Source organism: Vogesella sp. EB, assembly GCF_001037925.1.
Lineage (GTDB): Bacteria > Pseudomonadota > Gammaproteobacteria > Burkholderiales > Chromobacteriaceae > Vogesella > Vogesella indigofera.
Genome location: NZ_LFDT01000011.1, coordinates 12,335 through 35,738 on the forward strand (window position 1 = coordinate 12,335; position 23,404 = coordinate 35,738).

27 protein-coding genes and 1 tRNA gene are annotated in these 23,404 nt (G+C 61.8%); 22 read left to right on the plus strand and 6 right to left on the minus strand.

Features of this window, described 5'->3' with window-relative positions:
• Positions 1-28 precede the first annotated feature (28 nt).
• The 8 genes from tssA to ACG97_RS08430 all read left to right on the plus strand — a co-directional run bounded on the left by tssA (position 29) and on the right by ACG97_RS08430 (position 6,431).
• Complete coding sequence (gene tssA / locus ACG97_RS08395; protein ID WP_047966907.1) at positions 29-1,114, plus strand: type VI secretion system protein TssA; 1,086 nt, start codon at positions 29-31, stop codon at positions 1,112-1,114.
• A 116-nt stretch (positions 1,115-1,230) separates the two neighbouring features.
• Positions 1,231-2,217, plus strand: coding sequence for a tRNA dihydrouridine(20/20a) synthase DusA (gene dusA / locus ACG97_RS08400; RefSeq protein ID WP_047966908.1), 987 nt, complete (start codon positions 1,231-1,233; stop codon positions 2,215-2,217).
• Positions 2,218-2,344: 127 nt separating this feature from the next.
• On the plus strand, positions 2,345-2,941 hold the full coding sequence (gene rdgB, locus ACG97_RS08405; protein WP_047966909.1) for an RdgB/HAM1 family non-canonical purine NTP pyrophosphatase: 597 nt from the start codon (positions 2,345-2,347) through the stop codon (positions 2,939-2,941).
• Positions 2,938-4,191 (plus strand): radical SAM family heme chaperone HemW, encoded by a 1,254-nt coding sequence (gene hemW, locus ACG97_RS08410; protein WP_047966910.1) that lies wholly within the window; start codon positions 2,938-2,940, stop codon positions 4,189-4,191. Before rdgB ends, hemW begins: the two co-directional genes overlap by 4 nt.
• Positions 4,191-4,577, plus strand: coding sequence for a RidA family protein (locus tag ACG97_RS08415; RefSeq protein ID WP_047966911.1), 387 nt, complete (start codon positions 4,191-4,193; stop codon positions 4,575-4,577). Before hemW ends, ACG97_RS08415 begins: the two co-directional genes overlap by 1 nt.
• Positions 4,578-4,665: 88 nt before the next feature.
• Entirely contained in the window at positions 4,666-5,034 is a 369-nt protein-coding gene (locus ACG97_RS08420; RefSeq protein ID WP_047966912.1) for a MerR family transcriptional regulator, read from the plus strand.
• Positions 5,035-5,085: 51 nt separating this feature from the next.
• On the plus strand, positions 5,086-5,664 hold the full coding sequence (locus ACG97_RS08425; RefSeq protein ID WP_047966993.1) for an NAD(P)H-dependent oxidoreductase: 579 nt from the start codon (positions 5,086-5,088) through the stop codon (positions 5,662-5,664).
• A gap of 131 nt (positions 5,665-5,795) precedes the next feature.
• Positions 5,796-6,431, plus strand: a complete 636-nt coding sequence (locus ACG97_RS08430) for a LysE family translocator (protein ID WP_047966913.1) — start codon at positions 5,796-5,798, stop codon at positions 6,429-6,431.
• Positions 6,432-6,499: 68 nt separating this feature from the next.
• On the opposite strand, the gene sstT is transcribed toward ACG97_RS08430, so the two are convergent.
• Positions 6,500-7,750, minus strand: a complete 1,251-nt coding sequence (gene sstT, locus ACG97_RS08435; protein ID WP_047966914.1) for a serine/threonine transporter SstT — start codon at positions 7,748-7,750, stop codon at positions 6,500-6,502.
• Between the two features lie 379 nt (positions 7,751-8,129).
• Between sstT and ACG97_RS08440 the strand changes: the two genes are divergently transcribed.
• The 9 genes from ACG97_RS08440 (at position 8,130) to recG (ending at position 15,593) form a co-directional block, all read left to right on the plus strand.
• Positions 8,130-8,975, plus strand: coding sequence for a PhzF family phenazine biosynthesis protein (locus ACG97_RS08440; RefSeq protein ID WP_047966915.1), 846 nt, complete (start codon positions 8,130-8,132; stop codon positions 8,973-8,975).
• Positions 8,976-9,039: 64 nt separating this feature from the next.
• The gene (locus ACG97_RS18050; RefSeq protein ID WP_238377297.1) at positions 9,040-9,204 is read left to right on the plus strand and encodes a metallophosphoesterase; all 165 of its coding nucleotides are present in this window, start codon (positions 9,040-9,042) and stop codon (positions 9,202-9,204) included.
• The gene (locus tag ACG97_RS08445) at positions 9,204-9,785 is read left to right on the plus strand and encodes a metallophosphoesterase (protein ID WP_238377298.1); all 582 of its coding nucleotides are present in this window, start codon (positions 9,204-9,206) and stop codon (positions 9,783-9,785) included. The genes ACG97_RS18050 and ACG97_RS08445 overlap by 1 nt, the downstream gene beginning before the upstream one ends.
• A gap of 136 nt (positions 9,786-9,921) precedes the next feature.
• On the plus strand, positions 9,922-10,353 hold the full coding sequence (locus tag ACG97_RS08450; protein ID WP_047966916.1) for a DUF2147 domain-containing protein: 432 nt from the start codon (positions 9,922-9,924) through the stop codon (positions 10,351-10,353).
• A 585-nt stretch (positions 10,354-10,938) separates the two neighbouring features.
• Positions 10,939-11,445, plus strand: a complete 507-nt coding sequence (locus ACG97_RS17585; RefSeq protein ID WP_156167998.1) for a hypothetical protein — start codon at positions 10,939-10,941, stop codon at positions 11,443-11,445.
• Between the two features lie 273 nt (positions 11,446-11,718).
• On the plus strand, positions 11,719-12,189 hold the full coding sequence (locus tag ACG97_RS17590; RefSeq protein WP_047966917.1) for a hypothetical protein: 471 nt from the start codon (positions 11,719-11,721) through the stop codon (positions 12,187-12,189).
• On the plus strand, positions 12,120-13,049 hold the full coding sequence (locus tag ACG97_RS17250) for a glycohydrolase toxin TNT-related protein (protein WP_156167999.1): 930 nt from the start codon (positions 12,120-12,122) through the stop codon (positions 13,047-13,049). Before ACG97_RS17590 ends, ACG97_RS17250 begins: the two co-directional genes overlap by 70 nt.
• Positions 13,050-13,064: 15 nt before the next feature.
• Positions 13,065-13,478, plus strand: coding sequence for a hypothetical protein (locus tag ACG97_RS17595; protein ID WP_156168000.1), 414 nt, complete (start codon positions 13,065-13,067; stop codon positions 13,476-13,478).
• A 66-nt stretch (positions 13,479-13,544) separates the two neighbouring features.
• Positions 13,545-15,593 (plus strand): ATP-dependent DNA helicase RecG, encoded by a 2,049-nt coding sequence (gene recG, locus ACG97_RS08460; RefSeq protein ID WP_047966918.1) that lies wholly within the window; start codon positions 13,545-13,547, stop codon positions 15,591-15,593.
• A gap of 85 nt (positions 15,594-15,678) precedes the next feature.
• Here the strand turns inward: recG and ACG97_RS08465 are convergent, their stop codons facing one another.
• The 5 genes from ACG97_RS08465 to pstS all read right to left on the minus strand — a co-directional run bounded on the left by ACG97_RS08465 (position 15,679) and on the right by pstS (position 21,137).
• Complete coding sequence (locus tag ACG97_RS08465) at positions 15,679-17,127, minus strand: inorganic phosphate transporter (RefSeq protein ID WP_047966919.1); 1,449 nt, start codon at positions 17,125-17,127, stop codon at positions 15,679-15,681.
• A 222-nt stretch (positions 17,128-17,349) separates the two neighbouring features.
• Positions 17,350-18,114, minus strand: a complete 765-nt coding sequence (pstB, locus tag ACG97_RS08470; RefSeq protein ID WP_047966920.1) for a phosphate ABC transporter ATP-binding protein PstB — start codon at positions 18,112-18,114, stop codon at positions 17,350-17,352.
• A 13-nt stretch (positions 18,115-18,127) separates the two neighbouring features.
• Positions 18,128-19,000 (minus strand): phosphate ABC transporter permease PstA, encoded by an 873-nt coding sequence (pstA, locus tag ACG97_RS08475; protein WP_047966994.1) that lies wholly within the window; start codon positions 18,998-19,000, stop codon positions 18,128-18,130.
• 56 nt (positions 19,001-19,056) lie between these two features.
• The gene (pstC, locus tag ACG97_RS08480; RefSeq protein ID WP_047966921.1) at positions 19,057-20,019 is read right to left on the minus strand and encodes a phosphate ABC transporter permease subunit PstC; all 963 of its coding nucleotides are present in this window, start codon (positions 20,017-20,019) and stop codon (positions 19,057-19,059) included.
• A gap of 170 nt (positions 20,020-20,189) precedes the next feature.
• Complete coding sequence (gene pstS / locus ACG97_RS08485; RefSeq protein WP_238377299.1) at positions 20,190-21,137, minus strand: phosphate ABC transporter substrate-binding protein PstS; 948 nt, start codon at positions 21,135-21,137, stop codon at positions 20,190-20,192.
• Between the two features lie 146 nt (positions 21,138-21,283).
• On the opposite strand from pstS, the gene tpiA reads away from it, so the two are divergent.
• From tpiA to ACG97_RS08510, 5 genes are all read left to right on the plus strand, one after another.
• Complete coding sequence (gene tpiA, locus ACG97_RS08490) at positions 21,284-22,030, plus strand: triose-phosphate isomerase (RefSeq protein WP_082133700.1); 747 nt, start codon at positions 21,284-21,286, stop codon at positions 22,028-22,030.
• A gap of 1 nt (position 22,031) precedes the next feature.
• Positions 22,032-22,376, plus strand: coding sequence for a preprotein translocase subunit SecG (secG, locus tag ACG97_RS08495; protein ID WP_047966922.1), 345 nt, complete (start codon positions 22,032-22,034; stop codon positions 22,374-22,376).
• An 18-nt stretch (positions 22,377-22,394) separates the two neighbouring features.
• Positions 22,395-22,480, plus strand: a tRNA-Leu gene (locus tag ACG97_RS08500).
• 93 nt (positions 22,481-22,573) lie between these two features.
• Positions 22,574-22,930 (plus strand): NADH-quinone oxidoreductase subunit A, encoded by a 357-nt coding sequence (locus ACG97_RS08505; protein WP_047966923.1) that lies wholly within the window; start codon positions 22,574-22,576, stop codon positions 22,928-22,930.
• Positions 22,921-23,397, plus strand: coding sequence for an NADH-quinone oxidoreductase subunit B family protein (locus ACG97_RS08510; protein WP_047966924.1), 477 nt, complete (start codon positions 22,921-22,923; stop codon positions 23,395-23,397). Before ACG97_RS08505 ends, ACG97_RS08510 begins: the two co-directional genes overlap by 10 nt.
• Positions 23,398-23,404 lie beyond the last annotated feature (7 nt).

The window sequence follows — 23,404 nt, forward strand, 5'->3', positions numbered from 1 at the left end:
TCCGAACACAAGCAACAGGTACATTTGCATGACACCAGAACAACTACTGGCTCCGATCGCCGGGGCGCACCCTGCTGGCGAGGATATGGCCTACTCGGCACTGTTTGACCAGATACGCGAGGCCCGTCGCAGCGACGACCCGACTCTGGCGCAAGGCGAGTGGGAACAGACCCTCAAGCAGGCCGAATGGCCAAAAGTGGTCAAATTGTGCGAAGAGGCCCTCGTCTCCTACAGCAAGGATTTGCAACTGCTGGTGTGGTATGCCGAAGCGCAGGTCAAGGTGGCCGGGCTGGCCGGCCTGCAGCTGGCGCTGGCGGCACTGGACGGCTGGCTGCAGCAGTACTGGGACAGCGGCTTTCCGGAGCTGGACCCGCACGATCTGGACGAGCGCGTCGGCAAACTGGAGTGGTTGAACCTGCAGCTGGGGCAGGGCGTGCGCGAGCTGCCGCTGATCCGTCCCGAATTCGGTGGCTACAGCTGGTTGCAATGGCAGCAGTCGCGCGAGGTGGACAACCTGGGACTGAAGAACCCGGAAGCGCGCGAAGCGGCCATCGCCGAAGGCAAGCTGGCCGGTGAGACCTTCGACAAGGCCGCGCAGCAGTCGGGGGCCGCCTGGTTCCAGCAATGCATGGAGCAGCTGGTGGCGGTGCTGCAGGCCTACGAGGCACTGGATGCCGGCATCGAGCTGCGCTTTGGCGAGCAGGCACCCAGCCTGGCCGAGCTGCGCAATGCCATTTATGCCTGCCAGGACCTGGTGCTGCGTTACCGCCAGCAGCTGGGTGGTGGCCAGACCGGCAGCACGCCGCCCGCGGCCACCGTAACCGAGGAGAAGAAGCCCGTGAGTCCGTTCCCCGCCACCATGACCCCGCCACCGCTTGCCGCGCCGGCCATCGTCTTTGACGGCAGCATCGCCAACCGCCAGCAGGCGGTACAGATGCTCACCGAGGTGGCGCGCTACTTCCGCCACAACGAGCCGCACAGCCCGGTATCGCTGCTGGCCGAGCGCGCGGCACGCTGGGCGGAAATGAGCCTGGAGGAGTGGCTGCAGCACGTGGTGAAGGATGACTCCACCCTACGCCAGCTGCAGGAGCTGCTGGACGTGCGCCAGGATTGAGTCGTTGCGGCGATCTGCTTGACCCCTGCTGCGGCCAACGTGGTTGACCGCAGCAGGGGACATGCGGATAATCCACCTTCTTTTCAAATGCTTAGCGCAGCCTGTCGCCAGTTTCGATGACCGTAGCACCCTCCGCCTTACCCCCGCGCCGCCTGTCCGTGGCCCCGATGCTGGACTGGACCGATCGCCACTACCGCTATTTTGCGCGCCTGATTACCAAGAACACCTGGCTGTACACCGAGATGGTGACCACCGGGGCGCTGTTGCACGGCGATGTGCCGCGCCATCTGCGCTACCACGACGCCGAGCACCCGATCGCGCTGCAGCTGGGCGGCTCCGAGCCGCAGGAGCTGGCACAGTGCGCCAGGTTGGCCGCAGAGTGGGGCTACGACGAGGTCAACCTCAACGTCGGCTGTCCGTCGGAGCGGGTGCAGAAGGGTGCCTTCGGTGCCTGCCTGATGGCCGAGCCGCAGCTGGTGGCCGATTGCGTGAAGGCGATGCGCGACGCGGTCGACATCGACATCACCGTCAAGCACCGCATCGGCATCAACGACATCGACAGCTACGACGCGATGCGCGCCTTTGTCGACGTGGTCGCCGACGCCGGCTGTCACACCTTCATCGTGCACGCGCGCAACGCCATCCTCAAAGGCTTGTCGCCCAAGGAAAACCGCGAGATTCCGCCGCTGAAGTACGAGTACGTGTATCGCCTGAAGCAGGAGCGGCCGGATCTGGAGATCCTGATCAATGGCGGCATCAAGAGCAACGAGGAAATCGCCGCTCACCTGCAGCACGTCGATGGCGTGATGGTGGGCCGCGAGGCCTATCACAATCCCTACCTGATGGCAGAGTGGGACGCGCTGTTCTACGGCGACGACAGCCGCCCGCTGTCGCGCGGCAAGGTGGTGGAGGCGCTGCTGCCCTATGTCGCGGCGCGGCTGCAGGACGGCAGCAATGTGCGTCACATCGCGCGCCACGTGCTGGGGCTGTTCCAGGGGCAGAAGGGCGCGCGGCAATGGCGGCGCATGCTGTCCGATAGCAAGGAGCTGCACGGCGCCGACGAGAGCCTGTTCATCCGCGCGCTGCTGGCGACGCAGGGTTGAACTGTCCGCATTCCTTGTTAAGATACGTCAGATACCCCCACGCCCGGTTCGCCGGGCTTTTTGGTTTTCTGGTGCGTAGCGCCGGCGGCTGCAAGCTTGGCCGCGCTACCCGCCGTCGGAGCAAAGCATGATCGAAAAACTGGTGCTGGCCAGCAACAACGCCGGCAAGCTGAAAGAATTCGCCGCCCTGCTGGCGCCACTGGGCATCGAGGTGATTCCGCAGGGCCGCCTCAACGTGCCGGAGTGCGCGGAGCCGCACTACACCTTCCTCGAAAACGCGCTGGAAAAGGCGCGCCACGCCAGCCACATGACCGGGCTGCCGGCGCTGGCCGACGATTCCGGCATCTGCGTCGAAGCGCTGGGCGGCAAGCCCGGGGTGCAGTCGGCGCGCTTTGCCGGCGAGCCGAAATCGGACGAGCGCAACAACGCCAAGCTGGTAGAAAAGCTGCAGGGCAAGGCCAACCGCCGCGCCTACTACTACTGCGTGCTGGTGCTGGTGCGCCACGCCGACGATCCGCAACCGCTGGTGGTCGATGGTGCCTGGTACGGCGAGGTGGTGGATACCCCGTCCGGTAACGGCGGCTTCGGCTACGACCCGCACTTCTGGCTGCCAAGCCACGGCTGTACCGTCGCCGATCTGCCGGCCGGGGTGAAGAACGGCATCAGCCACCGCGGCCAGGCGATGCAGGCGCTGTTGGCGAAACTGCAGGCGCAACTGGCATGAGCGTGATCGATCTGTCGGCGCTGAAGGGCGGCTTAAAAGAATTGCCGCCGCTGTCGCTCTACATCCACTTCCCGTGGTGCGTGAAGAAGTGCCCGTACTGCGACTTCAACTCGCACGAGTTCAAGCCGGTGCCGGGCGCCATCGCCATCCAGGCCGCCGACAACGTTGGCCGCAGCCGCGTCGGCGAAGGCTTCGACGAGATGGCCTATGTCGAGGCGCTGCTGCGCGACTTCGAGTACAGCCTGCCGGCGATCTGGGGACGGCCGATCACCACCATCTTCATGGGCGGCGGCACCCCCAGCCTGTTCTCGCCGGAGGCGATGGACGCGCTGCTGGCCGGCTTGCGCGCGCGTGCGCGCATCCACCCGGATGCCGAAATCACCATGGAGGCCAACCCCGGCACCTTCGAAAGCGAGCGCTTCAAGGGCTATCGTGCCGCCGGCATCAACCGGCTGTCGATCGGCATCCAGAGTTTCGATCCGCGGCAGCTCAAGGCGCTGGGGCGCATCCATGACGGTGACGAGGCGCGGCGCGCGGTGGAGATCGCGCTGACGCACTTCGATAATGTGAACCTCGACCTGATGTACGCGCTGCCGAACCAGACGCTGGCCGAGGCGCTGGCCGACATCGACACCGCCATCGCCTTTGGCGTCACGCACATTTCCGCCTACCACCTCACCATCGAGCCGAACACGCTGTTTGCGGTGCAGCTGCCGGCCAACCTGCCGGACGACGACATTTCCGCCGACATGCAGGAGGCGATCGAGGCGCGGCTGGAAGGCGCCGGTTACGTGCACTACGAGACCTCCGCCTTCGGCAAGCCCGGCCGCTTTGCCCGCCACAACGTCAACTACTGGCAGTTCGGCGACTACGTCGGCATCGGCGCCGGCGCGCACGGCAAGATCAGCTCGCACGAGGGCGTGGTGCGCGAGATGCGCTACAAGCAGCCGGCGGCCTATCTGCAGGCGGTGGCGGACGGCAAGCCGCTGCAAAGCAGCCACAAGGTTGGCCGCAAGGAACTGCCGTTCGAGTTCATGATGAACACCCTGCGCCTGACCGGTGGCTTCGAAACCAGACTGTTTAGCGAACGCACCGGTTTGCCGGTATCCTGTATCCAATCGCAATTGCGGCAAGCGCAGGCGGAGGGGCTGATCGAACAGGATCTCACCCATCTGCGGCCAACGTTGAAGGGCCAGCGCTTCCTCAACGATCTGTTAACCCTGTTCCTGCACGACGAAGGAGAAAATTGATGGCCAAGGAAATCATCCACACCGACAAGGCCCCGGCGGCAATCGGCGCCTACTCGCAAGCGGTCAAGGCCGGCAACACCGTGTACCTGTCCGGCCAGATCCCACTGGATCCGGTGACGATGACGGTGGTGGAAGGCGGCTTTGCTGCGGAAACCCACCAGATGTTCAAGAACCTGAAAGCGGTGTGCGAAGCCGCCGGCGGCTCGCTGGACCAGATCGTGAAGCTGAATGCCTTCCTCACTGACCTGTCCAACTTCGGCACCTTCAACGAGATCATGGCGCAGTACATGAGCCAGCCGTTCCCGGCGCGTGCCGCCATCGGCGTTGCCAGCCTGCCGAAGGGCGTGCAGGTGGAAGCCGACGCGGTGATGGTACTGGGCGAGTAATCACGCGCAGCGTGGTATCAGTACAAGCGGCCTGCGGGCCGCTTTTTTCATGGCGGCCATGCAGGCTGGCTAGACAAGGAGAAACGGCATGAAGATCGGCGATGTGATGCGTCACAGCGGCGCCAGCGCCAAGGCGATCCGCCACTACGAGGCCATCGGCCTGCTGGGGCCGATCGCCCGCCGCGGCGCCTACCGCTGCTACACGGCGCAGGATGTCGCCTTCGTGCAGCTGATCCGCCAGGCGCAGGCAGTGGGGCTGTCGCTGGCGCAGTTGCGGGGCCTGCGCACCGCCGTTGGCAGCATCGACTGGCCGGCCGTGGCGCAGCGGGTACGCGCACGCGATGCCGAGGTCGCCGCGGAGCAGGCGCGGCTGGCGGCACAGCGTGCCAGGCTGGCGACGGTGCTGGCCGAGATCGAGCACTGTCTGCAGTCCGGCGTGGCGTGTCCCGCGGCTTGACTCTGCCCTGTGGGGCAGGGTTTATCGTACTGGCATGAAAGGGGAGTGATCATGTCAGAACGATGGGTGGTGATACTGGGGCATCCCGATGCCGACAGCCTGTGCGGGGCGCTGGCGCACCGTTATGTGGAGAGCGCGCGCGAGGCCGGGCGCGAGGTCAGCCTGTTCTGTCTCGGCGACCTGCAGTTCGACCCGGTGCTGCGCCACGGCTACCGCCAGCCGCAGCCGCTGGAGCCGGACCTGCAACGGCTGCAGCAGGCGATTGCCGACGCGCAGCAGCTGGTGCTGGTGTTGCCGCTGTGGTGGGGCGGCATGCCGGCGCTGCTGAAGGGCATGTTCGACCGCGTGTTCCTGTCCGGCTGGGCTTACCGCTACCGCCAGGATTCGGTGTGGTGGGACAAGCTGCTGCGCGGTCGCCGCGCCGAGGTGATCGTCACCATGGACACGCCCGGCTGGTACTACCGCTGGGTGTACGGCCAGCCGCTGTTCCGGCAGCTGAAACACACCATCCTCGGCTTTTGCGGCTTTGCGCCGGTACGCATCACCGCGCTGGCACCGGTACGCGGCAGCAACAGCACGCAGCCGGCGCGCTGGCTGGAGCAGGTGGCGCAGCTGGCGGCCCGCGGCTGAGCGCAAGGTTGGCCGCAAGCCTTATCCGGCACCATGGCGCAGAATTCTCTTTTTGCCAAACCGGCCTGTTGCCATCGCCGGCGTTGCGCTAGCGTGGAAGCGGTGATCAATGACGAAGAGGAGGGCGGGTCATGGTGGCGGGGTCGACGTTATCGCTGTTTCTGCTGGCGGTGCTGGTATTGATGTTGTCGCCGGGGCCGAACATGGCCTTCGTGCTGTCGCACGGCATGGCGCTGGGGCCGAGGGGCGGGCTGGCCGCAGCGCTGGGCATTGCCGCCGCCGATCTGGTGCTGACGCTGCTCACCGCCAGCGGTGTCACCGCGCTGCTGGCGGCGTGGGCGCCGATGTTCGACCTGCTGCGCTATCTCGGCGCGCTGTACCTGCTGTGGCTGGCGTGGCAGGCATGGCGTCAGCCCGGCGTCGTCCGCCTCGGCACGCACGAGCGGGTGCCGCTGGGACGGGTGTTCCGCATGGCGTTGCTGGGCAGCCTGCTCAATCCCAAGGCACTGCTGTTCTTCATGGTGTTCCTACCGCAGTTTGTCGATGCCGGTCGTGGTGACATCGTGTTGCAGCTGACGCTGCTGGGCATGGTGCTGTCACTGGTGGCGCTGCTGTTCAACAGCGCGCTGGGCAGCTGCAGCGGCCAGCTGGGGCGTTTGCTGCAGCGCCATCCGCGCGCGGCATGCTGGCAGCGCTGGGCACTGGCGGCGGTGCTGCTGGGGCTGGCTCTACGGCTGTTGCTGCTGGAGCGGCCGCTGCCGCGCTGAGGCCGGACCAAGGTTGGCCGCAATAAAAAAGGCCCCATGCGGGGCCTTTTTGCTGGACGGCAGCGCGATCAGGCGCGATTGGTCGCCAGTTGCGGTGCCGGCTGTTCCACGTCACCGGCTGCGATGCAGGCGGCGGCGGTGAACAGCACGTCGGTGGAGCTGTTCAGCGCGGTTTCCGCCGAATCCTGCACCACGCCGATGATGAAGCCGACGGCGACCACCTGCATCGCGACATCGTTGCTGATGCCGAACAGGCTGCACGCCATCGGGATCAGCAGCAGCGAGCCACCGGCCACGCCGGAGGCACCGCAGGCGGCAACGGTGGACAGAATCGACAGCAGCAGCGCGGTCGGCACGTCCACGGTGATGCCCAGGGTGTGCACCGCGGCCAGGCTCAGCACCGAGATGGTGATGGCGGCACCGGCCATGTTGATGGTGGCGCCCAGCGGGATCGACACCGAGTAGGTGTCTTCATTCAGCCCCAGCTTCTTGCACAGGTTCATGTTGACCGGGATGTTGGCCGCCGAGCTGCGGGTGAAGAAGGCGGTGACGCCGCTTTCACGCAGGCAGGTGAAGACCAGCGGGTACGGGTTGCGGCGCAGGGTCAGGGCGACGATCAGCGGGTTCACCACCAGCGCGATGAACAGCATGGCGCCGACCAGTACCAGCAGCAGCTGGCTGTAGCCCAGTAGCGACGACAGACCGGTAGTGGCCACAGCTTCAGCCACCAGGCCGAACACGCCGACCGGGGCAAAGCGGATGATCACGCCGACGATGCGCGATACGCCGTCGGCCAGCTCGTTCAGCAGGGTTTTGGTGCTGTCGCTGGCATGGTGCAGTGCCATGCCCAGTGCCACGGCCCAGGTCAGGATGCCGATGTAGTTACCGGTCGCGATGGCGTTGATCGGGTTGTCCACGATCTGGAACACCAGGTTGTTCAGTACCTGGCCGATGCCGCTAGGCGGGGTGGTGCTGCCGGCGGCGGCCACCAGTTTCAGCGTGGTCGGGAAGACAAAGCTGGCCACGACGCCGGTGACGGCTGCCAGGAAGGTGCCCAGCAGGTACAGGGTGAGCACCGGGCGCATATTGGTCTGCACGCCCTGCTTCTTGCTGGCGATGGCGCTGGCTACCAGCACGAATACCAGTACCGGCGCCACGGCTTTCAGGCCTTTGACGAACAGGCTGCCGAGGAAGGTCAGCGACTGGGCGGTGTCGGGGGAGAAGCTGGCCACCGCAATACCGGCCAGCATGCCGATCAGGATCTGCAGCACGATGCTGCCATTCATGATCCTGCTGATAATCGAAGGATTCTGCTGCATAAATTCCCTAAATCAAGATGTGTTGAGTTGCTATGGGGACGACAGCCGGCACGATGGCAGATTCTTTTTGTCATGCGGTGAGTGCTTGCGGCCAAGCTGCGGCGGCGGGGTGGAGCCCGTCACCTCGGGGCGTTGCGAAATGCCATGAAAAACAGGCACATCGGTGTTGCGGTGCGCAGTGTAACAAATTTTCCCCTGTAGAAAAAATCCAGTATCCAGGATGCGGCGGCATTGTCGCGGCCGGCGGAACAGGCTGTTTCCGCTGGCGGCCTTCTGTCCGTGCCGCGGGCTGTGGCCTAATGGGCGCTTTGCCGGGCACGATGCCGCGCCCCGACGCTGCGGCCAACCTTGCCGGCAGCAGTCATTTACAGGAGCCACCATGAGCCGCAGTTATGCCTACCAGATCGTCAACGTGTTTGCCGAAAGCCGTTTCGGCGGCAATCCGCTGGCGGTGTTTACCGATGCCAGCGGTCTGTCGGATGACGACATGCAGCTGATCGCGCGCCAGTTCAACCTGTCGGAAACGGTGTTCCTGCTGCCGGACGATGCCGGGGCGGCCGCCAGCCTGCGCATCTTCACCCCCAGTTATGAACTGCCGTTTGCCGGCCATCCCACCATCGGCAGCGCCGCGGTACTGCACGCTCAGCACGGGCTGGGCGAGCGCTTTACGTTGCGCACCCGCGCCGGGCTGATCCCGATCCACTGGCAGGACGGCGTGTTCCGCCTCACCGCGGTGCCGGCCACGCAGCGTGCGGCCAACCTTGCGCCGGCGGACGCCGCCGCGATGCTGGGCCTTGCCGCCGCCGACATCGCCGCCGCGCCGATGTGGGTCAATGCCGGCAGCGAGCAACTGCTGATCCGCCTCGCCAGCCGCGAGGCGGTACTGGCGGCGCGGCCGGTGCACGAGCTGTTCGTGCGCCACGCCACGCTGCACCCCGGGCGCAGCATCGCCTACCTGTGGCACGTGACAAACAATGTCGCCACCGTGCGGCTGTTTTTCGAGCAGCAGGGGGCTGTCATCGAGGACCCGGGCACCGGCAGCGCCTGCGCCAACCTCGGCGGCTGGTGTGCGCTGAACGGCCTGGCGCCGCTGTCGTGGCGCATCGAGCAGGGCGAGGTCATCCAGCGGCCGAATGTGCTGTATCTGGATGTCGACGCCGCCGGCACGGTGCAGGTCGGCGGCAAGGTGCAGCAGCTGGGCGAGGGCACGTTCCGCTTGCCCTGAGTGTGGTGGCTTGCCACTATCGACAAGCGGCCAGCCGGCCGCTTTGTCATTAAGGGATTTCACCATGCTGCCCGATCGTTTTGCCGTCATTTCCGACATCCACGGCAACCTGCCGGCTTTGCAGGCGGTGCTGGCCGACATGCACGGCCGCGGAGTCAGCCACGCGGTGAACCTGGGCGAGACATCCTGTCCGGCCCGCTGTGGCCGGCGGAAACCGCTGACCTGCTGATGGGCCTGAATCTGCCGACCATCGCCGGCAACCACGAACGCCAGTTGCTGGCCTGTCAGAGCAAGCCCGGCGGCCCGTCCGACCAGTACGCCTTTGACCAGACCTCGCCGCTGCAGCGCGTCTGGCTGGCGTCCTTGCCGGGTGCGCTGCGGCTGGGCGACGTGCAGCTCACCCACGGCAGCCCGCACAGCGACCTGCAGTACCTGCTGGACGATATCGTTGCGGCCAACCTGGTGCCGGCCAGCCGGGCCACCGTGGCGCAGCGGCTGGGGCAGACCAGCGCCACGCTGGTGTTGTGCGGCCACAGCCACATGCCGCGCCTGCTGCAGCTGCCGGACGGCCCGCTGGTGCTGAACCCCGGTAGTGTGGGCCTGCCGGCCTACGACGATAGCGACGGCGGCTATCACCGCGTGCAGACCGGCGCGCCGCATGCCAGCTACGCCATTGCCGAGCGGGTGGCGACGGGCTGGCAGGTACAACTGTTGCGGATTGCCTACGATTGGCAGCAGGCCGCGCAACGGGCGGCAGACAACGGCCGGCCGGACTGGGCCGACTGGCTGCAAAGCGGCATGGCGACCTAGCACCGGCTGCGACCGTCTGAAATTCATACAAGTGATTGAACGATTTGCGTATCAAGGTTAGAGTCGTGACACCAAACCGGTGTTTGAAAAGGCATGAGGGGTGCCGGCGCCGGACAACACGAGGGAGATACGCACCATGAAGACACTAACCCAGCTTGCTACCGTCACCGCCTTGCTGTTGGCCAGCCAGGCGGCACTGGCCGCCGGTGCCGGCGGCACCTGGAAAACCATCGACGACGAGACCAAGCAGGCCAAGGCGCTGGTGGAGATCAGCGAAACCGCCGGCGGCGAGCTGTCCGGCCGCATCGTGAAGCTGTTTGCCAATCCGGACGCGGTCTGCGACAAGTGCGACGGCCCGCTGAAGGGCAAGCCGGTGGTCGGCATGACCATCCTCACCGGCCTGAAAAAAGGCGGCGACGGCTGGGAGGGCGGCAAGATCCTCGATCCGAAATCCGGCAAGGTGTACAGCGCCAAGGCCAAGCTGGCCGAGGCCGGCAAGAAGCTGGAAGTGCGCGGCTTCATCGGCATGGCGCTGCTGGGCCGCACCCAGACCTGGGAACGCCAGTAAGCCAGCCGCCGCGGCCAGCGCGGCCGTGAGCTGCAGCAATCGAAGGGACAGCCCGTTGTCTAGATAGGGGTTGGTATACCGAAGCAACCAAAATTGAGGCTTGGCAAGGTCATCTTGCCAAGCCTCAATTTGGTATATGTACCGTTAAATAGTATCACTATTATTGACTTGCTCTCTACGGAGTAACCTCGTTGAAGCAAATGCGATAATTAATCAGTCGTCTTCCAGCGGCACCATCTGGACATCAATTACTTCTGCAGGCCCAGTTTACCCAGGCTCAGTGATCCCGAAGAATTTTGAACTTGCTCTTGACGGTGGGTAGTCAATTTGGATTGACTCAAATGCAACCAAACACATTGCAGAGTATGCTGCCTCAAAAGCGAAAGACTTCACTCCTCAGGCGGTTAAGCTGTCCAGCCAAGTGCAACTCAATAGCCTGAAAAATGCCATTGAACAAACACAGATCAATGGCATAAAATATCGCCAACTAATTGAAGTAGATGGGTGGGAGTTAGTTTTTTCTCCTCCAAAAACCGTCGGGCAACTCCCCGTTTTGTACCATGCCGTTTATAAAAGGAGATAGTTATGATAAAAACAATTTCTTACAAGGCACCTTGTTCAATTCTTATTAAAAATGAGGGTTACCTGCCTTTTCACATCTCATTTCCTAGCGAAGAAACATCAACGCCAATCTATTGGAGGACTGGGAATTTCGAAAATAAACTTATAGAAATTGGGATAAATGAAAAAAGTGGTAGCATTTGTTCAATTGCATTAATTTTACCTGGAGGTATAGATCAAAAACAAGTCAAAAACACGATCGAAAAAAAGACAATCCAAGGCTTCCCTATTTTTCAAATTTCCGAATGGCTCAAAGAAACGTATAAAGATGAACTTTGCGAATTTGATGTTTTCATAAAAAAAAGCAGCATTATAATTGAATTTTCAAAAGAAAAAGAAACCAATTTTGTTTACACATCTAATAATATTGAATTTGGGTTTGATTCCAATAGCTTCTTAATATGGATCAATATTGAAATCAACAAAGAGGACGCCTTCATATTTGACAAAATCCTAGGAAGTCAAATTTAGCTAATTGCCATACAATATTCGAATACAATTCTTACCTCACGCCACCGCTTGCCGAATAGGCGTGGCGGTCAGCACCGCTGCTGGGCGGACAGGGCACCAGCGACAGCGCCCGGTCGACCACCTTCGCCGCCATCAGCGACGGTGCCATCGAGATTCGCGGTAACGACCGGCAAGATCAGGATGTCGCCACCCCCAGCCGCGATGCCGAGCACGCCGCCAACGGCCTCTCCCCCATCTTCAACAAGCAGAAAGAAAGAGCTGGACCGCCTGCAGGTGGCCCAGCTACTGAGCGAGATCGGCGCCCAGGCTACCCAGGTCGTGATCACGCAGATGGCGATGCCCGCGCAGCTGAAGGGCGCGGAGGCGGCTCGCGCCGAGGCCGCCGGCGACACCGCCGGTGCACAACGCCTGCGTGAACAGGCCAACGTACTGGAGAAGGCGTACCAGGCCAAGTGGGGCATCGGCAGCGACTTCCAGAAGGTCGCGCAGGCCGCGATCGCCGCGCTACAAGGGCTGGCAGGCGGCAACCTGGAGGCCGCCCTGAGCGGCGTGGCCGCCCCCTATCTGGCCGGCATGATCAAGAATCTCACCACCGACAGCAATGGCCAGGTCAACACCGGCGCCAACGCGATGGCGCATCGCCGTACTGGGCGCCGCGCTGGCCGAAGCGAAAGGTGGCAGCCCCGCTGGCAGCCAGTCTGCTGCTGGCACAGTTCTATCCCGACAAGAGTGTTGATCAGCTGACCGAGAGCGAGAAGCAAACGGTCTCGGCACTGACGACGTTGACCGGCACCCTGGCGGGAGCGCTAGTGGCGGGCAATAGTGCGGGTGCGGTGACGGCAGGGCAGACGGCGAAGAATGAGGTGGAGAACAACTTCCTGAGCCAGCAACAAATCAAGAACAAGCAGGCAGAATTAGCCCGAGCGGCCACCCCAGAACAACGGAAGGCCATTGAAGAACGTTATGCGGCGTTGGACAAGCAGCAGCGTCGGGAACTGGTAACGGAATTGATGAGTAACGAGCTGGGGGTCATGATACCGGTTCGTGCCGAGCAGATTCGTGACGGTCTGAAGCAACTACTGACAGATCCAACTTGTACGGCCAACTGTCGTCGTGATGTCCAGACCAGCATAATGGAGTTGGAGGTACAGCTAAGCAACTACCAAAACCAGCAGAGTTGGACATCTAATGTACAGCCAACGCTGAATTTGGCAGAAAGTGTAATTGGCATATTCGCCATAGTCGGCCCTGGCGCAAGCAAAGGATTAAAGGGGATAATTGGCCTCGCACCGGGTAGCAGACTTGGTGTCGAGGCTGAAGCTAAAATTGCCAATCAGTTCTATAAAGATGGTAGTAAATGGGCAGATACCAATGGCGCTTTGGTCTGGCCAAAAAGCAATGGTTTTGTAGACCTCCCGAAGCTTGAAAATCTCAAGCCGGGGATCCGCCTCGACCGTTATGGTGGAGACTCTGGCCGTTTCCTATCTCCAGCAGGAACGCCATTTGAGCTGCGTGCCATACCGAATGCATCGAAAAATGAGCCATACAAAGTATACGAAGTGGTGAGGCCATTTGAAGTGCAATCTGGGAAAATTGCCTCCTGATTTGATCAACCAGGCATGGGAACTCAATACTTCTCTGAAAAATCAAATTTAAATAAAATAATTAAAGATGGATATATTAAGGAAAAAATGATAAAGATTGATAGCGATCTGGATATTGATTTTTCAATTCTCCCAGATAACCAAGATTTACTCGAAAAAGACTCAAGCCAAAAAAAGCTATTTTCATGCATTCATGAATGCCTAAACAACAATGGAATAAAATCTGGCTATACCCTAGGCCACCTTGGAGGAAATGAGGAATATAGTCTTTTTAAGAAATCGGGGTACTGGATAGTAGCTTTTTCAGAAAGAGGCCGACACGATGCCATAGCAGTGTTTATGGACTTTCATGATGCCACCGAATTTTTCTTAGGCAAAATGCTTGATTTGAGTAACAAGTACTTTGACTGGGAAAAGGTTTTTAATTGACAAACAGTACACGATCTTACACTACCTAGCTTGGGCTGTCCCGTTTTGCATGGGTACAATGCCGCCATGAACTCTCCTGCCGATATCGCCGGCCAGCCGCCGCTGGCCGCGCCCGCCACCGCCAAGAAACTGGAAAAGCTCGGCATCCGCCGCCGCTTCGACCTGGTGCTGCACCTGCCGCTGCGCTACGAGGATGAGACCCACCTCTATCCGATCGCCCAGGCGCCGTACGGCCAGGCGGTGCTGGTGGAAGGCGAGGTGACGCAGTGCGAGGTGCAGTTCCGCCCGCGGCGGCAGCTGGTGGTGCAGATCGAGGACAAGAGCGGCAAGCTGGTACTGCGCTTCATCCACTTCTACGGCAGCACGCAGCAACAGCTGGCCAAGGGCCGCCGCGTGCGGGCGCTGGGCGAGGTGCGCCGCGGTTTCTTCGGCGACGAGATGGTGCACCCCAAGATCCGCGAGGTGCACGAGGGCGATCCGCTGGCCGACAGCCTGACCCCGGTCTATCCCACCGTCAACGGCCTGACCCAGCCGGTGCTGCGCCGCCTGATCCATGCCGAGCTGAAGGCGCAGCCGCTGCCGGAAACGCTGCCGGACGAGATGCGCCGCAGCCTGGGGCTGATGCCGTTTGCCGATGCGGTGCAGTTGCTGCACCGCCCCGGCCCGGAGTATTCCGCCACCCAACTGACCGACGGCAACCTGCCGGCGTGGCAGCGGCTGAAGTTCGACGAGCTGCTGGCGCAGCAGCTGTCGATGCGGCTGGCCTACCGCGCGCGGCGGCAGGGCAGTGCGCCGGTGATCGCCGGCGACGGCAGCCTGCGCGCGCAGCTGCTGGCCAGCCTGCCGTTCGCGCTGACCGGCGCGCAGCAGAAGGTGCTGGCCGAGATCGTCAGCGACATCGCGCTGCCGCACCCGATGAACCGCCTGCTGCAGGGCGACGTCGGCAGCGGCAAGACCGTGGTGGCGGCGCTGGCGGCGCTGGCGGCGATCGAGGCCGGTTTCCAGGTGGCGCTGATGGCGCCGACCGAGATCCTGGCCGAGCAGCACTACGTGAAGCTGGCCACGTGGCTGGCGCCGCTGGGCATCGAGGTGGCGTGGCTGTCCGGCAGCCTGCGCAAGAAGGCGCGCGGCGAGATGGCCGCCAAGATCGCCGGCGGTGAGGCACGGCTGGCGGTGGGCACCCATGCGCTGTTCCAGGACGACGTCAGCTTCGCACGCTTGGGACTGGTGATCGTCGACGAGCAGCACCGCTTCGGCGTCGGGCAGCGGCTGGCCTTGCAGGAGAAGGGCGCCGCCCCGCACCAGCTGATGATGTCAGCGACGCCGATCCCGCGCACGCTGGCGATGAGCTTCTACGCCGACCTCGACGTGTCGGTGATCGACGAGCTGCCGCCGGGGCGCACCCCGATCGTCACCAAGCTGATCAACGCCGCGCGCCGCGACGAGGTGGTGGCCTTCGTCGACAAGGCCTGCCGCGAGGGCAACCAGGTGTACTGGGTGTGCCCGCTGATCGAGGAGTCGGAAACGCTGCAGCTGCAGACCGCGGTCGATACCCACGCGGTGCTGGTGGAGGACCTGCCGCAGTGGGGCGTCGGGCTGGTGCACGGCCGCATGAAGGCGGCGGAAAAGGCCGAGGTGATGGGGCGCTTCATCCGCAACGAGCTGCAACTGCTGGTGGCGACCACGGTGATCGAGGTCGGCGTCGACGTGCCCAATGCCAGCCTGATGGTGATCGAGCACGCCGAGCGCATGGGGCTGGCGCAGCTGCACCAGTTGCGCGGCCGCGTTGGCCGTGGCGCGGCGAAGAGCAGCTGCGTGCTGCTGTTCGAGACGCCGCTGTCGGAGCTGGCCAAGGCGCGGCTGAAGGTGATCTACGAGAACACCGACGGCTTTGAGATCGCGCGCCAGGACCTGAATATCCGTGGCCCCGGCGAATTCCTCGGCGCGCGGCAGAGCGGCCTGCCGATGCTGCGCTTTGCCGATCTGGAGGCCGACATCGAGCTGCTGGAGGCGGCGCGCGAGCTGGCACCGCAGCTGCTGCAACGTTGGCCGCAACACGCCGCCGCGCACCTGACGCGCTGGCTGGCCGGGCGCGAGCACTTCCTCAAGGCCTGATGCCGCGCTCACCAGCCTGCGGCCAACCTTGTCGGCATGAAAAAGGGCTGCCCGCGGGCAGCCCTTGTTGTTTGCGTGGTCGCGCTTACACGAACAGCTTCACGCCAAAGTAGTACAGGCTGATCGCCAAGCCCATGCTCACCGGCAGGGTCAGCACCCAGGTGGTGAGGATGGTCTTGATGGTGGACAGCTGCACGCCGGAGCGGTTGACCACCATGGTGCCGGCGACGGCACTGGACAGGATCTGGGTGGTGGACACCGGCGCACCGATCACGCTGGCCAGACCGATGGACAGCGCCGACATGGTTTGCGCCGCCATGCCCTGTGCGTAGGTCATGTCCTTCTTGCCGATCTTCTCGCCCACGGTGTTGACCACGCGCTTCCAGCCGACCATGGTGCCCAGGCCGATGGCCAGCGCCACGGCGACGATCACCCAGGTCGGTGCGTATTCGGTGGTCTGGGTCAGGTCTTTCTGGATGCCTTTCAGCTGCTTCAGGTCAACGTCGTTGATGCCCGGCACCTTGCTGATCTTCTTGGCGCCGTCGGCGAGGCAGATCAGCTGGGTGCGCACGTTCCAGCGCTGCGCTTCCGGCAGGGTCTGGAACGACTTGGCGTCACCGATCGCGCTCAGCAGCGCACCGGCTTCTTCCACGATCTTGGATGGTTCGCACTGGTGGTTGCCCTTCACCGGGTACTTCAGGTCGATGATGACCTGGTTGCGCTGGTACAGCTCTTTCAGCTGGATGGCGGCGATCTTGGTGTGCTCGATCTGGATCGGCTCGGCTTCGAGGTTGACCACGAAGTGGGCCGGCGCCAGCGCGATCAGCACCAGCATCACCAGGCCGACACCCTTCTGGCCGTCATTGGAGCCGTGGGTGAAGCTCATGCCCATCGACGATACGATCAGCATGAAACGTGCCCAGAACGGCGGATGCTTGCGGCCTTCGATCTGTTGGCGCTGGAATGGCGATTTGTGGATGTTGGACAGCGGGCGCAGCTTCATCAGCGTGAACAGCATCAGGCCGGCGAGACCGGCGCCGAACAGCGGCGACAGGAATAGCGACAGGAACACGTCGATGGCCTTGCTCCAGTTGATGCCGTTGACGATGGAGTCGCCGGTCAGCAGCGCGTTGCCGATGCCGACGCCGAGGATGGCGCCGATCAGGGTGTGCGAGCTGGACGCCGGGATGCCGAAGTACCAGGTGCCGAGGTTCCACACGATGGCGGAGGTCAGCAGCGCGAACACCATCACCATGCCCTGCGCCGAGTTGATGTTCAGCAGCAGGTCGGTCGGAATCAGGTTGACGATGGCGTAGGCCACGGCCAGACCGCCAAAGAACACGCCGAGGAAGTTGAAGAAGCCGGACAGCAGCACGGCGGTCTCCGGTTTCATCGACTGGGTGTAGATGACGGTCGCAACGGCGTTGGCGGTGTCGTGAAAGCCGTTGATGAATTCAAAGGCGAGCACGAAGGTGATCGACAGCACCAGCGTGATCGCGAGCAGTGTGTCGAGTCCCGAAAGAAGTTCCAGCATGATTTATGTGTCAGGCGTTATCCGAAAGGCGGGATTCTTGGGGTTGGCAGATGACACGTCAAGAGCTTGTAACAATCTTTTTGCGGTGCGTTTGAAATGTGCCAAAGGCATGAGTTTACGGCTTGACAGTGTTGTATTTTGGCAGGGTTTAGTGGCTTGATTTGAAAAGAAAAATGCCTCCGTTCTGGAGGCATCGGAAGGGCTGTAATAAAACAGTAATATTCAGCCGAATTTGCCGGTGATGTAGTCTTCGGTTTCCTTGCGCTTCGGCGCGGTGAAGATATCGTCGGTGGCGCCGAACTCCATCAGCTCGCCCAGGTACATGTAGGCGGTGTAGTCGGAGACCCGGGCCGCCTGCTGCATGTTGTGGGTGACGATGGCGATGGTGTAGTCCTGTTTCAGCTCGTGAATCAGTTCTTCGATGTGCGCGGTGGAGATCGGGTCCAGCGCCGAGGTCGGCTCGTCCAGCAGCAGCACTTCCGGGCGGGTGGCGACGCCACGCGCGATGCACAGCCGCTGTTGCTGGCCGCCGGACAGCGAGTTGCCGGACTGTTTCAGCTTGTCCTTCACTTCATTCCACAGCGCCGCCTTGCGCAGCGCCCATTCCACGCGATCGTCCATCTCGCTGCGCGACAGGTTTTCGTACAGCTTCACGCCGAAAGTGATGTTGTCGTAGATCGACATCGGGAACGGCGTCGGCTTCTGGAACACCATGCCGACGCTGGCGCGCAGCATGTTCACGTCGACCGACTTGGCGAGGATGTTCTGGTTGTCGAGCAGGATCTCGCCTTCGGCGCGCATGCCGGGATACAGCTCGAACATGCGGTTGAAGGTGCGCAGCAGCGTCGATTTGCCGCAGCCGGACGGGCCGATGAAGGCGGTGACCTTGCCGGCCGGGATGTCGAGGTTGACCTTCTTCAGTGCGAGGAAGTTGCCGTAGTAAAAGTTGAGGTCTTTTACCTTGAGCTTGATTGCTTGTTCAGTCATGGTGCGTCAAGCCTTAATGAGATTGGGTTTTCTGACTGCCCAGCCAGCGGGCAACGATGTTCAGGGTCAGTACGCTGAGCGTGATCAGCAGGGCGCCGGCCCAGGCCAGTGCGTGCCAGTCTTCGTACGGACTCATCGCGAACTGGAAGATCACGATCGGCAGGTTGGCCATCGGCTGGTTCATGCCGCTCCAGAACTGGTTGTTCAGCGCGGTGAACAGCAGCGGCGCGGTTTCGCCGGAAATGCGCGCCACTGCCAGCAGGATGCCGGTAATCACGCCGGCCTTGGCCGAGCGCAGCGTCACGTACATGGTCACCTTCCACTGCGGTGCGCCGAGGGCGATCGCCGCTTCGCGCAGGCTGTTCGGCACCAGGCGCAGCATGTTCTCGGTGGTGCGCACCACCACCGGGATCACCAGCAGCGACAGCGCCAGCGCGCCGGCCCAGCCGGAGAAGTGGCCCATGGTCACCACGTACATCTCGTAGATGAACAGGCCGATGACGATGGACGGTGCGGACAGCAGGATGTCGTTGATGAAGCGGGTGGCCGGCGCCAGCCAGCCGCGCTCGCCGAATTCCGCCAGGTACACACCGGCGAGGATGCCGATCGGGGTGCCGAGCAGGGTGCCGAAGAAGGTCATCTTCAGCGAGCCGGCGATGGCGTTGATCAGGCCGCCTTCGGAGCCGGGCGGCGGCGTGATCTTGGTGAACACGTCCACGCTCATGCCGGCGAGGCCGTTGACGAGCAGGGTGTACAGGATCCACGCCAGCCAGAACAGGCCGAACCCCATCGCCAGCAGCGAGGCGGTCATGTTGAAGCCGTTGACGAAACGGCGCCGGGCGTAGATGGCGTTGTTGCGCGAATTTTTGCTTGGTTGTGCCGACATGGTGTGATCCGTGTTGGGCGAACGGGCGGTCAGGGTGGTAGTCATCATGCTCCCGCTCAGGAATTACGGCCTTCCTGCTTCTTCAGTTGCAGCAGCAGCAACTTGGAGCAGGACAGTACGACAAAGGTGATGAAGAACAGGATCAGGCCGAGTTCGATCAGCGCGGCCATGTGGAATTCGCCGGTGGCTTCGGCAAACTCGTTGGCCAGTGCCGAGGCAATCGAGTTGCCGGGGTCGAACAGGCTGGTGGACAGGTTGGTGGAGTTGCCGATCACGAAGGTGACCGCCATGGTCTCGCCCAGCGCGCGGCCCAGCCCCAGCATGATGCCGCCGATGACACCGGTCTTGGTGTACGGCAGTACCACGTTGCGCACCACTTCCCAGGTGGTGCCACCCAGGCCGTAGGCGGACTCCTTCAGCATCGGCGGTACCACTTCGAACACGTCGCGCATCACCGAGGCGATGAACGGGATCACCATGATGGCCAGGATCAGGCCGGCGGTGAAGATGCCGATGCCCATCGGCGCGCCCTGGAACAGGAAGCCGATCAGCGGCCATTCACCGAGGTTTTCCATGATCCATGGCTGCACGTGGTCGCCGAACAGCGGCGCAAACACGAACAGGCCCCACATGCCGTAGATGATGGACGGGATGCCGGCCAGCAGCTCCACCGCGATACCCAGCGGCCGCTTCAGCAGCGGCGGGCAGATCTCGGTCAGGAAGATGGCAATGCCGAAGCTGACCGGAACCCCGATCAGCAACGCGATAAAGGAGGTCACCAGCGTGCCGAAGATCGGCACCACCGCGCCGAAGTTTTCCGATACCGGATCCCACTCGGTGCTGGTCAGGAAGCCCCAGCCAAAGTGCCGGATGCTGGGCATGGCGCCGATGACCAGCGAGATCAGGATGCCGACCAGCAGGGCCAGCACCAGGAAGGCAAAAAACCGGGTGGTCATGCGGAACAGCGAATCCAGCATCATCTGACGTTTCAGGTTGGCGCTGTTGCTTAGTTTTTCCATGAAAATCTCTTGGTCTGATTGGCAGACAAAAAGCCGAGGAGTCTCTCCCCGGCTTGTACTTCAGTGCTGCAACTGCAGATTACTTCCAGACCGGGGCGCCGGAGGTGGCAGCGATCTGTTTCCAGCTGTTGCGGATTACCGTCTTCACATTGGCAGGCATCGGCACATAGTCAAGCTGGGTGGCAATGGCGTCGCCGCCCTTGTAGGCCCAGTCGAAGAACTTCAGTGCTTCCTGCGCCTGTTCCGGCTTGTCTTGTTTCTTGTGCATCAGGATGAAGGTGGCGCCGGAGATTGGCCAGCTGTCCTTGCCAGGCTGGTTGGTCAGGATCAGGTAGAAGCCTGTGTGCCTTGGCCCAGTCGGCGTTGGCCGCAGCAGCCTTGAAGGTGCTGTCATCCGGATTCACGAAAGTACCGGCCGCGTTCTGTACCTGGGCGTGCGCAATCTTGTTCTGCTTGGCGTAGGCGTATTCGACATAGCCGATGGAGCCCTTGATGCGGGTCACGTAGTTGGCCACGCCTTCATTGCCCTTGCCGCCGACACCGGTCTTCCAGTTCACCGCGGTGTTTTCACCGATGGCGGATTTCCATTCCGGCGATACCTTGGACAGGTAGTTGGTAAAGATGAAGGTGGTGCCGGAGCCGTCGGAGCGGCGTACCACGGTAATCTTCTGGTCCGGCAGCTTCACGCCCGGGTTCAGCTTGCCGATGGCGGCATCGTTCCAGTTGGCAACCTTGCCGAGGTAGATGTCGGCAAGCAGCGGGCCGGTCAGTTTCAGCTGGCCGGCGCCGATGCCCGGGACGTTGACGACCGGTACCACGCCGCCGATCACGGTCGGGAACTGGGTCAGGCCGTGCTTGCTCAGCTCTTCCGGCTTCAGCGGCATGTCGGAGGCGCCGAAATCAACGGTCTTCGACTGGATCTGCTTGATACCACCACCCGAACCGATCGACTGGTAGTTCATGTTGTTGTTGGTCTGCGCCTTGTACGCTTCCGCCCATTTGGCGTACAGCGGGTACGGGAAGGTGGCGCCAGCGCCGGTGATGTCGGCCGCAAACACATTGCTTGCAACAAAACCGGAAACCACCAGCGTGGTAGCCCAACGAATAGAATGTTTCATGCTTGCTCCTAGAGTTCACGACTTGTTTCGATGTGCGCATCCTAAGGGAGGCTCTTTGCAGAAATATTACAGTCATGACTATGCACAGCAATGTAGTACCCGCTGATATAATTTGCCCATTAAAAACAGCAATCAGGGTATTCGGCATGACGGGCAAACTGGTAATCGGCAACTGGAAGATGAACGGGCGGCTTGCGGCCAACCTTGCACTGATCGACGCGCTGCAAGCCGATGCGGCGGTGCGGGCGGCCCAGGTAGCGGTGACGCCACCGTTTGCCTACCTTGGTCAGGCCGCCGCGTTGCTGGCTGGCAGCAATATCGCGCTGGCGGCGCAGGATGTCAGTGCCTTTGACAAGGATGGTGCCTATACCGGCGAAGTCAGTGCCGCGATGCTGGCCGATGTCGGCTGCCGCTATGTGCTGATCGGCCACTCCGAGCGCCGCCAGTACTTTGCCGAAGACAATGCCTTGCTGGCGCGCAAGCTGCAGGCGGCCGTTGCCGCCGGCCTGGTTCCGGTTTATTGCGTCGGCGAGACGCTGGCCGAGCGCGAAGCCGATGCCTACAAGGCGGTAATCGCCGAGCAGCTGACGGTGCTGGGCGCGCTGGCCGGCCACGACTACGTGGTGGCGTACGAGCCGGTCTGGGCTATCGGTACCGGCAAGGTTGCCAGCGTCGAGCAGATCGACGACGTGCACCAATATATCCGGGCGACTTTGTTGCAATGCCATGGGGCTTCTGATAGTATTCGCGTCCTCTACGGAGGCAGCGTCAAGGCGGACAATGCGGATGCGATTTTTTCGCTGCAAAGTGTCGGTGGCGCCTTGGTTGGCGGGGCATCTTTAGATGTTGAGAGCTTTGGGCGAATTTGCCAGGCTGCTGAAAAAACGGTATAGTATGGAACTTCTGAATACATTAGCACTCGTCGCCATGTTGGTTTCTGCGCTGGCGATCATCGTCCTTGTCCTGATGCAGCATGGCAAGGGTGCGGACATGGGTGCTGCTTTCGGTAGTGGTGCATCGGGTAGTTTGTTTGGTGCCACCGGTTCCGCGAATTTTTTGAGTAGGGCTACTGCGATTGCGGCAGTCGTATTCTTCTCGTCCTTGATGGTTATTGGTTTCTTTCACTCCTCGGCCAAGACGGAATTGGGCGTGATGGGTGGAGTGTCCAGCCAGTCTGCATCGCCACTCCCGAGCGACGCTGATAAGAGCAAGGCCTCTGGTTCTGTGATTCCAGAGTAAAAATTGAGTTTGTATAGTGCCGACATGGTGGAATTGGTAGACACGCTATCTTGAGGGGGTAGTGGCCATAGGCTGTGTGAGTTCGAGTCTCACTGTCGGCACCACATTCAAAAAACAGGCCATCGGGAAACCGGTGGCCTGTTTTACTTGGAGCCAAGGAGGTCTTTGACCTCCTTTCTTTTAGAGGTGCGCGGGAAATGCTGCAAAATTACTTTCCCATTCTGATGTTCGTTGTCGTCGGCCTGCTGGTTGGCGTCGGTCCATTGCTTCTGGGGTGGCTGTTGGCCCCGAATCGTCCTGATCCTGAAAAGCTTTCTCCATACGAATGCGGCTTCGAGGCATTTGAAGATGCGCGTATGAAGTTTGACGTCCGGTACTACTTGGTCGCCATTCTTTTCATTCTCTTCGATCTGGAAATTGCCTTTCTCTTTCCGTGGGCGGTTGTGCTCAAAGAACTGGGCATGTATGGCTTCGGCGTCATGATTGAGTTCATCACGGTGCTGACCATCGGTTTCGTCTACATGTGGAAAAAGGGAGCTCTGGAATGGGAGTAGAAGGCGTTCTTGAAAAGGGCTTTGTCACCACCACGGCTGACAAGCTCATTAACTGGACCCGTACTGGTTCCCTGTGGCCGATGACCTTCGGTCTGGCCTGCTGTGCGGTGGAGATGATGCATGCGGGTGCTGCCCGTTATGACCTCGACCGTTTCGGCATCGTGTTCCGTCCCAGTCCACGCCAGTCCGACCTGATGATTGTCGCCGGCACCCTGTGCAACAAGATGGCTCCGGCCCTGCGCAAGGTGTACGACCAGATGGCTGAGCCACGCTGGGTGATCTCCATGGGCTCCTGTGCCAATGGCGGCGGCTACTACCACTACTCTTATTCTGTCGTTCGCGGCTGTGATCGTATTGTTCCGGTTGACGTCTATGTGCCGGGCTGTCCGCCGACTGCAGAGGCGTTGCTTTACGGCATCATCCAGCTGCAGAACAAGATCAAGCGTACCAATACTATCGCCCGCTGAGGTTAAA